We start from the raw sequence: 13106 nt of genomic DNA on the forward strand, positions 1-13106 counted from the left end.
CACCTTCCTTTAGAGCGTAATCTGTTTGGCAGGGATATAAATATCCAGTTCTCCGTAATGCTCCTGGGCGAGACTGCCGTCTATTCTTTCAAAATAATAAGCATCACTCTTGCTGTATCCGGAATGACTTTGCCAGTATTCATCGATAAACGTCCAGACACTGTCCAGATGATCGATATTAATCAGGCTTGGATGAAAGTCACAGACAAACTTGAACACGGCATACTGATTGGCAGGCACTTCGATGCCGTTCAGTTCCTCCGGGATCTCTTCCAAACTCGTAACTTCAACAGATGGCTGATAGGTACTGTAATGTTCTTCAATCTCATTGGTCAATCCAATATATACGTTATCGTGCAGCACGTTAGGGATCAGATGAAAGTACTTTTCGTAAAAAAGGTTGCCTGCTGAATTGGATTTATAATATTCCTCGTTATCCACATATCGAATCCGGGATTGCTGACCGATAAGCTTCATCGCAGGTTTCCGTACATAAATGGGATGAAAAATATATCCGTACGGAAGGATCGTGATCATCGATGAGGTCATACGGGCCGTAAACTGCAAATCACCAGCACCCTGTTTGCGATATTGTAGAGGGGTTATGCCAAAGGCCTGTTTGAAAGCCCGAATGTAAGACTGCTCATGTTCAAAAGAATAATGTCCGCTAATATCGATGATTTTCCAGTTCAGATCGACCAACTGCTCCAGACTACGGGCTAATTTGCGAGCACGAATATACTCTCCAGGTAACTGCCCGCTGGCATGTTTAAACATGCGATGTAGATGGAATTTGGAGATGTGGGTTATCGATGCAAGATGATCGAGTGTCAACTTTTCATGAATATGGTCTTCTATGTAATCAAACAACGTATCCAATGTCTGTAGTAGATCTGGTTGCATATAGAAACTCCTTATTTCGTCCTGATTTATAGGGGATAGCAAGAAATGTTCATTTTTTCCTTATCACTGATGATATCATAACCAGATACTTAATTTGATGACAAGATTGGAGTAATTACATATGTTAGCCGACCAAACGATAACAGACAAAAGAACGTATAAGCCCATCCAAATACTGGCAAGGTTATGGACACTAACTGGAAAATATCGCATGTTCATTATCCCACTGCTCATTGCAGCTTTGGCCGCCTCACTGGTAGAAGTAGGATATCTGGAATCCATTCGCAGATTGGTCAAAGGGGCAGCGGAATCACAGTTTTCTCTTATTTATTCAGGGTTGATCATCGGCGTTTTGATTGTTGTGCTACGTGTCATTGTAAGCCTATTCACAACATGGTCGGAGACCTTATTCCAACAGAAGACCCAGGTGTTTTTACAGTCCAGGCTGCTACATTCCCTTGCGCGAACAGATACGCAAGAACTGGCAAAGTATCATACGGGGGATCTCACATCCAGAGTATGGACTTCAGCTACGGAGGCTCAGAAAGGCATCAATCAACACGGAACCGAACTTGCGAAAAATATGATTCAATTGGTTCTGGCTTTTGCTTATTTCAGCTGGGTGAACCTGCAACTTGCTCTCGCCATTATTGCATTCACATTAATCTATCCTCTGGTGACGGCAGGGCTTGGAAGAAAACTGCAGCGAGAACATGACCGATTAAATGCAAGTGCAGCAGCGAGGGATGAATTGCTTACCGATATCATTCAAGCCCCGGTAGAAATCCGCAGTTACGGACTTTCGGGTTATATGCAGCAGCAGTTTAGCAGACGAATGAATCAGGTATTTAAGCGTACGATGTCTGTTTCGGTATTACAGCGTTTGACGGAGGCTGCTGGACGGGTCTCCACTTACGGGGGCATGATCCTGATCTTGTATCTCGGTGGATTACAAGTTCTGCATGGACATATGGATGTGGGTGGATTGGCAGCTTTTCTCGTCGCAAGCAGTCAGTTGACACGTCCGATCGAAGCATTGTCAGGGCTATGGAGTAAAGTGATTGGATCGGCTTCTCAGGCGGCTCGTGTATTTGAAATGTTGGATTTGGAAAAAAAGAAACCGGCTGCCGCTCAGCCGCAGCACAAGTTTATGACCGAAGGTGTTCATGTAGACCGGATTTTCTACAGATATTCAGAGCATGAAGAAGTGTTATCGAACATTTCTTTTACAGCTGCCAAAGGCAAACTTACGGTAATTACAGGCCCTAGCGGATGCGGAAAAACGACTTTACTGAAAGTGATAGCTGGTTTAAATACGCCTGCGAGCGGTTCAATCCAGATGAATAATCCAAATGATTCAAATCACTCAAATAATTCAGCGTTTGCCTATAAGGACTCTGTGGGATTGGCGGCCCTTAAATACCCTGCACAGGACATAGAAAGGGATATAAAGCACGTTTATGTTCCACAACAAGCCTTCATTTTCTCAGGAACCGTAGAGGAGAATATTAGATTTGGTGCAGAAGGGTTGTCTGCTGAAGAGGTGCAGCTTGCTGCCCGTATGACTCTTGCTCATGATGCCATTATGAACCAGACAAACGGCTACAAGACAGAGCTTCAGCCGCAAGGGGGACACATGTCTGGCGGAGAACTTCAACGGATCAGTCTCGCCAGAGCAGTGTTAAGAAAACCGGAAATTTTATTGCTGGATGAACCAACCTCCTCACAAGACCCGTGGCATGAGCAACAGTTGAACGAGCTATTTACGGTGTTAGCAACGGAGTATGACACAACGATTATAGCTGTCACTCATCGGTTATCTTTGATTGAGCGTGCAGATCAGGTGATTTATATGCAGGATGGAGAGGTTGTTGACATCGGCACTCACCGTGAACTGCTGAATCGTGAGAATGGTTACCTTGCTTACCTTGCGGAGCAGGATGCAGAAGAACGATTATACGGAGAAGTGCCGGAACAGTTGTAAACCGATCGAAAGAGTAAACAGATCGAAAGAGTAGCCAGATCGATAGAGAATTAAGACGTTTGAACAAATAACAGGGTAAAAAAGCTGAAGTACTCTTAAAAGTAAATGTGAAGAATTAGATTGAGGTAGCCCGCGAAGGTAAAGGTAGAAGGATAAGTAAAACTGGGGGAACAGCATGTCATATGAATCTGAACATAAGCAGAAAGATGAATCCGAAGATAAGCAGGAAGGGAATGAAACGTGTCCACAAAAGAGATGCACATGAAGCATGAAGCATCAGTGTCGAAGGAAAATGAACATGAGTGCATAGAGGTGGAGGGCAAGAGCACAGATGGAAGAGCACTATAAGAACAATGATGTTGAGGGAAATCAGCATATAGATGGAGAGGAACATAAGCGCATAGATGAAGATGGACATCATAACAGGGATGGAGATCAGGATGTGAATAAGGCCAAGGAAACAGCATCTCTGAGAAAGGTTTGGCCGATTATTGTGCGCTTTATGAAGCCCTATAGATGGGCGGTAATCATTATGTTTCTTTTTATTGCAGCGGACGCGGTGTTCGATTGGGGTCTGGCCTTTGTGCAGGGATTTTTCGTTGATGCAATCCATGACGGCGGACAGGAGAAACTGAATGCTACGGCGATAACCTTTATCGCAGTGTTGATCGGGTTTATCGCATTACTGGCAATGCATCGCTATGTGCTAGTACGGCTCAAAGAATCTATGCATAGGGATATGTCAATGAACCTGCTCCAGCTTTTCAACCAGATGCCTTATCCGTGGGCGCGTAGACAGAAATCCGGGGATGTGATGCTGCGAATCAAAGAAGATACGAAACATGGTGCAGAAGTGGTGGAGGCGATAGCAGAAGGAGTAACAGTCGTTTTTATTATCGTTCTCTCGCTGGGGTACTTGTATCGTGCAGATGCATGGGTTGCAGTTATTGCACTTGTCAGTGCGGCGGCGATCTGGTTTACGGCCAGGGTATATGACCAGCGTATTGTGCGCTTGTCGGATGAAGTGGAATCTATGGAGGGTGAGTCACAGCAGCAGATTCAGCAATACATGGAAGGTGTTCCTGTGATCCAGGCATATAACTCTTCGCCATGGTTTCTCACACGCTTGCGTATGCAGCAACAATCACTTAACCGAGTACAGGCGAAGCTGCAGATGACCTTAAGCATATCCGATAATGTGGCGATGGCCGTATTTGGTCTGGCTCAATTGGCAGCATTATTTCTGATTGCTTTAGCTGCAGCGAGGGGCGCTTTGTCACCGGGAATGGTTGTGGCAAGCAGCTTGCTGTTTGAACTTGTGGTATGGCCTGTACTGGGGTTGTCGAGCCAGTGGAGCCAAATGCAGGCGAGCATAGGCGCATTTGGTCGCATCTCCACATGGCTGAATCTAGCGCAGCGAGCGGAACAAAATAAAGTAAAAGAATACAATTCAGGGCACAGAGAACTTACGCAAAATGAACAGCCTATCCTGACACTGGATCAGGTCACGGTGGCGGATGAAAGCAGCGGTCGAACTATCCTGGATCGGATTACGCTTAGATTGGTACCCGGTGAACTGATCGCTGTAGTAGGCAGTAGCGGAGCCGGGAAGTCTACACTATGCCAAGTGTGTGCGGGGCTGATCAAGCCGACTTTTGGACGTGTAATGCTGGGGAATGAGGATGTAGCGCAGATTATGGCTCAGGATCAACAATCCCGGCTAACGTATATGCCGCAGTCACCGGCTTTTTTTACAGGCACGATCGAAGAGAATATACGTCTTGGCAGGGACGCTACATTAAATGAATTGAAACTTTCAGCGGGACAGGCTGGTTTACATGAATTTATTGAGGCCCAGGAAGGCCGGTATGATGCGATCCTGCAAGAAAAAGGAGCGAATCTGTCCGGTGGACAGCGTCAGCGTCTGTCCCTTGCCCGGCTTATGATGAGAACTTCAGATGTGTATATTTTGGATGAACCGACATCATCGCTGGATAACCGGACCGAGCAGTTTGTCATGCAACAACTTCGCCGTTTGGTGCAGGAGAAAACGGGATTGCTGGTAACTCATCGCATAGAGCTCGCCCGTCAATGTTCCCGGATTCTAGTGATGAATCAAGGACGAATTGCTGAGGATGGCACGCATGAGCAGCTGATGGAGCGGAAAGGCTTATACTATCGCATGAATGTCAGGGATGCGTCGTCGGGAGAGTAAGACTGGAAGAAGGAAGTAACTTGCGATACTAAGTTCATTATGCAATTAACTAGACCGGACGTGGTATAATGTATAGAAACGGAGTTGATGGTCAGATAGCTGATTTGCTCGATCCACGGAACGATTTTGTTTTCAAGCGTATTTTGGTAGTGAGGAAAACAAAGATGTGTTGCTTGTGTTCTTAAACCGAACGTTTGCGGAATCAGGTGACCCACCATTGACGGAGATTGTACTTCTCAACCCGTATACAAATAAAGATGCTCCTCTAGACAAACAGTCGATTTTTGATATTTGGGCCAAAACGGCAGAAGGTAAGCTGATAAACATTGAGATGCAGCTGTTTAATAAATACGATATTGAGAAAAGAACCCTGTACTATTGGAGTAAGCGTTACTCTAGCCAGTTGCAGGAAGGACAGTCCTATAAGGAACTGAAGAAGTGTGTGACGATTAATATTCTAAATTATTCATTTATTGCCAATGAGCAATATCATAATATCTTACATTTGAGAGAAGATCACACTGGACTTGAACTGAGTGATGATATAGAAGTGCACTTTATGGAACTTTCCAAGCTTGACGGTCAATCTGTCCCCATAGAAGGAGGGTTAATTAACTGGCTTTTGTTCTTAAAGAGTGCTGACAAATCCAATTGGGAGGTGGTGCAAATGAATGAGCCGACATTGAAAAAAGCGATGGATACGTTGGAGTTTCTAAGTCAGGATCGGGAGGCACGTCGATTGTATGAGGAGCGTCAAAAGTACTTGCATGATGAGGCCTCGATGATTGAATGGGCTACGGAAAAGGGAATGGCTCAAGGGGAACAAAAAAAAGCTTTGGAGATTGCCCAAAACATGCTTTCACTAGGAATTGAGGTTTCGGTTATCGTCAAGGCCAGCGGTTTAACAGAGTCCGAGGTCAAAGCGCTTAAAAGCTAAAACTGTTTAAAAGCTAAAACCGCATATGACAGCTAAAAAAGTTTGTTATGAAAAGGAAAGCAACCGTTTGTCTCCACCCGGGATGAACGGTTGTTTTATTTGTGTTCGAGAAGATTCAGTTATTTTACAGGAAAACGCGGTTGCTCATTCGGGCCGTGCCCGTTAAACTAAAGGGAGCGGCGTTTTGCTTGACGGACAAGTCATGAGAACGCCATTTTGTTGTCAAGGATGCGGCGCTGATGCCGCGTTTGGATGTCAGAATCGGATAGAACCAAGCTGGTGCAGGAACACCGGTGACAAGTAAGGAGTCTTTACATGAGTGTGCAAGCACCTACTTTAGAAGAAGCGCAGGGTCTTCTGCAAAAATATTATGGTTACCCCGATTTTCGTGAGGGTCAAAAAAAGATCGTTTCCAGCCTGCTCGAATATGAGGATACGCTGGGTATTATGCCAACCGGGGGCGGGAAGTCGATCTGTTACCAGATTCCCGCTTTGTTATACCCGGGGTTGACGCTGGTGGTCTCCCCGTTAATCTCGTTGATGAAAGACCAGGTCGATGCGCTGACGACCGCGGGCATTGCCGCTGCTTATATTAATAGTACGTTAAGCGGCAGAGAAGTGAATGAGCGCATCCGCGCGGCGCAGCGCGGTGAGCTGAAGCTGCTCTATGTCGCGCCGGAGCGACTGGAGCTGGACTGGTTCCGCGATGAGATGGGGCAACTGCCAATCTCTTGCGTGGCAGTGGATGAGGCACACTGTGTGTCACAGTGGGGCCATGATTTTCGGACAAGCTACCTCGCGGTAGCGCCGTTTGTGGACAGTTTGCCGGAGCGGCCGGTCGTTGCGGCCTTTACGGCGACGGCGACGCCCGAGGTCATGGGCGATATTCTGCGGCTCCTGCGTTTGCAGGACCCGCAGACGTATGTGACCGGACTTGGGCGAGATAATCTCGCGTTTAGCGTGCTGCGCGGCGAGAGCAAAAAGGATTTTGTCCTGAACTACGCGCGCGAGCATGCCAGCGAGCCAGGTATTGTATACGCCGCCACCCGCAAGGACGTGGACGATCTGCATCAGCGTTTGTTGCAGGCAGGTTTGCCGGCAGGACGCTATCACGCAGGCATGACGGACGATGAGCGTGCACAGAGCCAGGAGCAGTTTTTGTACGATGATATTCGCGTGATGGTTGCGACCAACGCGTTCGGAATGGGAATCGACAAGTCCAACGTGCGTTACGTGCTTCACTACAGCATGCCGAAGAACATGGAGGCGTACGTTCAGGAGGCCGGACGTGCAGGACGTGACGGTGAGCCGAGTCAGTGCATTTTGCTGTTCGGAGCGCAGGACATCATCACCCAGAAGTTCCTGATCGAGCAGAACCCGATGGAGGGTGACCGCAAAGCGAATGATTACCGCAAACTGCAACAGATGGTCGATTACTGTTACACCACGCGTTGTTTGCGCAGCGCGCAACTGGATTACTTCGGTGAGGTGCACGAGGACAAGCCATGCGGTATTTGCAGTTCCTGTACAGACGACCGTGAGCTGGTGGATATGACCATCGATGCGCAAAAAATATTCAGCTGCATTCACCGCATGCGTGAACGCTACGGGGTATCTCTTGTGGCTTCGGTACTCAAAGGCTCTCGTGCCAAAAAGGTGCTGGACTACGGCTTCGATTCTTTGCCAACATACGGGGTTATGGGCAATCGCACAGAGCGCGAAATTGCCGAGATTATCAACGTGATGGTATCCGAAGGTTACCTGATGTTGTCCGAGGGTCAATATCCAGTGGTTCGTTTGCAACCGCTGGCGGTAGAAGTGCTGAAAGGACAACGCGAAGTCATGCAGCGTGTCGTACGCAAAACAGCAGCTACAGCTTCCGGTACAAACTACGGCGGACGCCGCGGACGCGATGCAATGCCTTCAGCTGTGAACGAAACCGTGTTTGAACAACTGCGCCTGATCCGCCGTGATCTGGCCGCCAAAGAACATGTACCATCCTACATCATCTTCAATGATGCCACTTTGCGCGAGATGAGTGTGGTATGTCCGAAGACAGAACGTGACATGCTGACCATTAAAGGGGTCGGTGAGGTCAAGTACCGTAAGTATGGACTCCCGTTCCTGGAATTCTTCCAGAAGCAATCGGGTGAAGAAGTGGACACGGACGATGACGCTTTTTATGAATATGAGTGATATGTGTTAGTGATATATGATAGTGAATATGTCATGAGTAATGAGGATAAATGACAAGAGACCAGTGATATCTGATCTGTGGTCAGTGACCTGCGCCTGAAGAGCAATGCCTGAAGACTAATGTTAAACCTATAACCAGAACTTAAAGGAGATTACATTCAGTTCTAGGGGATAGAGATTATACTAAAGTTGAAGAGATAGATATTAGATACAGATAGAGTTATGGACAGAAACAGAGAATATTTAAATTGAACCAAAGAAACGACATTATGTCGTTTAACTGTCCATGCTCTAAAGAAACGCTGTAATCGGGCAAGTTTACCAGCCCTGGCAGGCTGCTCAATTTGAAGCTGGAGTGCTAACGATCACCACGGAGCTTATTTGCCCTGAATGGGGGACATTTGAAATCTAACGATCTCCAGGAAGCTTATTTTGTTCAAAATCCTGAAAAATGAACCTGATCAAGCTGATTTCAGCAGAATAGCGTCTCTGGGGATCGTTAGAATTTTCCAAAGCCCGAATATGCCGAAATAAGGCTTCTCCTGATCGTTAGCGCTCGGAGTATTCGCAGTAGAGGGTGGCGGACTTGCACTAGCCATAGGCGATGGGTGATATTTGATAATGAGCCTGAATTGATGAGGATAGTGGAGTGGATTGTGTACGTTCTTTAGTTCTACTTATATAGTTCAGAAGCTGAAACTAGTCAGAAGCGGAACCGGAAGCATAATTAGAAGAAGGAACACAAGAAGAAGCACAACGGGATCAAGAACAGGACAGAACGAGAAACAGAACGAGAAACAGAACGAGAAACACAACAAGAAACACAACAAGAAACACAACAAGAATTAGAACCAGTAACAGGATCAGAGCCAAGCTCAGATTAGGAACGGACTCAAAAAGTAATAAATGTATCTCATGAAATGTGTCCTTGCAGAGTAGACAAAATGGGCGAGAATGTCTTTCAAAGGGTGGACATAGAGGTTAAAAGTTGTTAATGAGTACTGGCACAATATATAGTCATTCTTATTCGGTCTGATCTATATATTGTGTTTCTATTCCGCCGGAGAGTGTATGTGTTTTTAAAAGAGGTGTCCACTCTTTGAAGGACAAATTGGGGATTTGTTTATGAGATGCGGACGTTATGGCATACGGACTGGTTAGTAGACCTTGTTTATAGATCTTGTTAGTAGACCTTGCTAGTAGATCTTGTTTAAGATCTTGTTTTTAGATCTTGTTTTTAAATTTTGTTAATAGGTCCTGCGCGTTTGTTGGCACGTGATGCGCGTGCTAACGCGGATGCATTTGCATTATGGGCGTGCTGACGCGGATAATGGTGTGAGTTGTGCAAGTGTGGCCATAGATAAGGCTTAGAGTTGCGTAGATGTTTGTCTGAACAGCATCCGGGGAAGGATGGCTGTGGAGCTTTACTTTTCCCAAAAAATATATGGTCTGGGTGTCCAGGCGAAGGTTGTGAACCATGAAGGTAATTTTATCGACTTTGAATGCAAAGTACATCCATACCTCGCTGGCGCTGCGGTGTTTGAAGGCGTACAGTGAGAAGGATTTTGATATTGAACTCGCGGAGTATACGATCAAAGACCCGGTTATGAATATTGTGTCGGATCTGTACCAGCGAGGGGCGGATGTGATTGGGTTTTCGTGTTACATCTGGAACATTGAAGAGACGATCAAGGTGATTGATAATTTGAAAAAGGTTATGCCTGACGTGAAAATTTTGCTGGGCGGGCCGGAGGTGTCCTACGACACCGAATATTGGATGAACCGGATTCCTAATGTCGATTTTATCGTCATGGGTGAAGGGGAAGAGACGTTGCATCAGCTTTTGACGGAGCTTGAAGGCAGCAAGAAGTTTCATTTTGTGTATGGACTGGCGTATCGCAAAGGGGAAGAGGTTATTCTCATGCCAGGACGCCCGAAAGCAGACTTGAATGATCTGCCTTCGCCGCATCGATTTGAAGAGGATATCCCGGAACTCGGGAAGCGGGTTGTTTATTTTGAAACCAGCCGGGGCTGTCCGTTTAGTTGTCAGTTCTGTCTTTCCAGTATTGAGGTTGGCGTGCGGTATTACGATATCGAGCGGACGAAGTCGGACATTCTGTACCTGATCGAGAAGGGTGCGAAGCTGATCAAGTTTGTGGATCGGACGTTTAACATTAAACGGGATTATGCGATGGAGATGTTTAAGTTTTTGATCGAGAATCATCAGGGAACGGTGTTTCAGTTTGAAATTACGGCTGACATCATGCGTCCCGAGGTGCTCGACTATTTGGCAGAAAATGCGCCGCCGGGTACGTTCCGCTTCGAAATCGGAGTTCAGTCCACGAATGATCCGACGAATGAACTGGTGAAACGCCGTCAGAACTTTGCGAAGCTTAGCCGTACGGTGAATAAGGTCAAAGCCAGCGGCAAGATCGACCAGCATTTGGATTTGATCGCGGGACTACCGGAGGAAGATTATAATACGTTCCGCAAGACGTTTAACGATGTGTTTGCTTTGGGGCCGGAAGAGCTACAGCTCGGATTCCTCAAAATGCTTCGCGGTACGGGACTGCGTCTGGATGCAGAGAAGTACAATTATACGTACATGGATCATGCGCCGTATGAGATTTTGGGCAGTGACGTGTTGCCGTTTAGCGACATCGTGCGCCTGAAACGCCTGGAGGATGTGCTGGAGAAATACTGGAATGCACACCGGATGGATCATACGCTCAAGTATCTGATGGAGCAGGAGTTTGATTCACCGTTTGATTTCTTCCAGGCCTTTGGCGATTACTGGGAGGGTCAGGGCTGGCAGAAGATTGGGCATCAGCTAGAGGATTTGTTTACTCGTCTGCATAGCTTCCTAGAGTCGCGGAATACGCCGCATATGGATATTGTGCTTGGTCTGATGAAGCTGGATTATTTCCTGGGACATAAGTATAAGCCGCGTAAAATCTGGTGGGACGATGTGCTCCAGAAAGATCAATGGGCGGGCTATATGAAAACGTTGGCTGAACGACCAGAAGACGTTCGATTGCCACGTGTTGCCGGTGCCTCTGGCTCGGCATGGCTGGAAAGCAGCGGCGCGAGTGGAGCGGCCGCTGCCGGAACTTCGGCGGCTGCCGGAGAGGATACTGCCGCGGATGCGGCGGGTGTGATCGGCAGCCATGCCGGGGATGCTGCGTCGCTTGCAGCGCGCGACGCAGTGGAGTCCGCCGCGGATGGAACGGCGGACACGGGGCACGGCAACGCTTCGCGTGCGTTGCCGATGACCTCGGCCATGACCGCACAGACGGTCATGGGTGCCCGTGCTTTCGCCGATCTGAGACTCGGCGAAAAGGAACTGCAGAAGCACGCCGTACTGGACGTGCTTCCGTTCCGGCTTGAGCGTGTGCTAGCTGGCGCCAGCCCGCTTGCCGCGAAAGGGCAAACGCTGCTGGTCGTCGTATACCAGCAGCACGAAGACCAGCAGGCGCAGTATTACACGCTGCCGCTGGGAGAAGAAGCCGCTGCCATGTAGGTGCAGCGACCATATGTCCGAAAGCATCGGAAGATCATTGGATTCCCATACGGGATGAAGATGGTCTTCCTTTTTTTATTTTCCAAATTCAATAGAACTCATAATAAATCCAATTAAGCTGAAGGAGAGTGTCCTATGAACAATAAAACAGAAGATGTCATCATGCTAACCAAAGGTTCTACAGATACATTGTATGTGCAAATTCCATATAATACGGTGCATATTCAGTCCATTCGTCAGGTAACAGGAAGAAGGTGGGAGCCTGATATGAAACGCTGGATCATCCCCTACTCAGATGCATCTCTTCAGGAGTTTACAAAGCACTTTGATGCGCTAGATGTAGAGATTTCCCCAGAGTTGTGGGTAGAGAGTGAGCTTTTAAGGAACTGGAAGTTAAGTGGAGAGCAAACACAATGGAAGAGGGAGGAATTGCAGCAAGCTTTGAAGTTAAGAGGATACAGTCGGAAAACGATTAAAGCATACTGTAATCAGATTGAACGATTTGTGGCCAGTCTTCCTCAGATGAATACAGAAATCCGTGCATCTCATGTCCAAACATATTGTTTGGATTTACTTGAGCGAGGAATTTCCCATTCTAGTGTGAATCAGACGATTAGTGCGATTCGATTCTATTGTAAACATGTGTTACTTCATCCAGCCGAGTTTCAATATATACGTCCCAAAAAGCAGGTGAAGCTGCCCAATGTTATGTCCGAAACAGAAGTCACCCAATTGCTGAAAGCTGTGACTAATTTCAAGCTTAAGACGATTCTGTATCTTACGTACTCAGCTGGATTTCGTGTAGGCGAAGTCGTTCGTCTACGCTATAACGATTTGGATATTGGGCGTCAAACCATTATTGTGAGGCAGGGAAAAGGTCAAAAGGATCGAAGAACTCTTCTCTCCCATCTTGCTTGGGAGATTATACAGAGGTACATCACCGAATATAAAACCGATCGTTGGTTGTTTCCAGGACAATCTTCGGATCGAAATCTCACGGAGCGCAGTGTACAAAAGGTTTTTGAAGAAGCTAGACAACGAGCGGGTATTGTGAAAAAGTGCAGCATTCATGCTTTGCGACACTCTTTCGCTACACATTTGTTGGAAAATGGAACAGACCTACGCTATATTCAGGAGCTTCTTGGTCATACAAGTGCACAAACAACAGAGCGATATACGCATGTTAGCACGAAAAATATTCAGCGTATTCAAAGTCCATTGGATCGGATGGATATAGGAGATTGAGCATCTCAAAGTTCTCCCTTTTTCACCAAATTTTTCTTCGCATATATCGCCCCATAGGTTATCATATACGTAGTTCAGATATTACGTTGAATGTGTGGTATTTACG

6 protein-coding genes and 1 pseudogene are annotated in these 13106 nt (G+C 46.8%); 6 read left to right on the top strand and 1 reads right to left on the bottom strand.

Annotation, left to right across the window (positions count from 1 at the left end; translation table 11 throughout):
• Positions 1–9: 9 nt before the first annotated feature.
• Positions 10–903: an AraC family transcriptional regulator gene (locus AC1VYS_RS07555; protein WP_482913692.1), complete on the bottom strand. Its 894-nt coding sequence runs from the start codon at positions 901–903 to the stop codon at positions 10–12.
• 121 nt (positions 904–1024) lie between these two features.
• Here AC1VYS_RS07555 and AC1VYS_RS07560 point away from each other — a divergent pair, with 121 nt between their 5' ends.
• The 6 genes and pseudogenes from AC1VYS_RS07560 (at position 1025) to AC1VYS_RS07585 (ending at position 13000) form a co-directional block, all read left to right on the top strand.
• Positions 1025–2887, top strand: coding sequence for an ABC transporter ATP-binding protein (locus tag AC1VYS_RS07560; protein WP_482913693.1), 1863 nt, complete (start codon positions 1025–1027; stop codon positions 2885–2887).
• A 331-nt stretch (positions 2888–3218) separates the two neighbouring features.
• Positions 3219–5102 carry an ABC transporter ATP-binding protein gene (locus AC1VYS_RS07565; RefSeq protein WP_482913694.1) on the top strand — a complete coding sequence of 628 codons (1884 nt, stop codon included), beginning with the start codon at positions 3219–3221 and terminating at the stop codon, positions 5100–5102.
• A gap of 95 nt (positions 5103–5197) precedes the next feature.
• Positions 5198–6039 (top strand): annotated as a pseudogene (locus AC1VYS_RS07570) (Rpn family recombination-promoting nuclease/putative transposase).
• Positions 6040–6354: 315 nt separating this feature from the next.
• The gene (recQ, locus tag AC1VYS_RS07575; RefSeq protein WP_090921798.1) at positions 6355–8235 is read left to right on the top strand and encodes a DNA helicase RecQ; all 1881 of its coding nucleotides are present in this window, start codon (positions 6355–6357) and stop codon (positions 8233–8235) included.
• A gap of 1477 nt (positions 8236–9712) precedes the next feature.
• Positions 9713–11755 carry a B12-binding domain-containing radical SAM protein gene (locus AC1VYS_RS07580; protein WP_482913695.1) on the top strand — a complete coding sequence of 681 codons (2043 nt, stop codon included), beginning with the start codon at positions 9713–9715 and terminating at the stop codon, positions 11753–11755.
• Between the two features lie 135 nt (positions 11756–11890).
• Positions 11891–13000, top strand: coding sequence for a tyrosine-type recombinase/integrase (locus AC1VYS_RS07585; protein WP_482913696.1), 1110 nt, complete (start codon positions 11891–11893; stop codon positions 12998–13000).
• Positions 13001–13106 lie beyond the last annotated feature (106 nt).

This window comes from Paenibacillus sp. G34 (genome assembly GCF_056856875.1).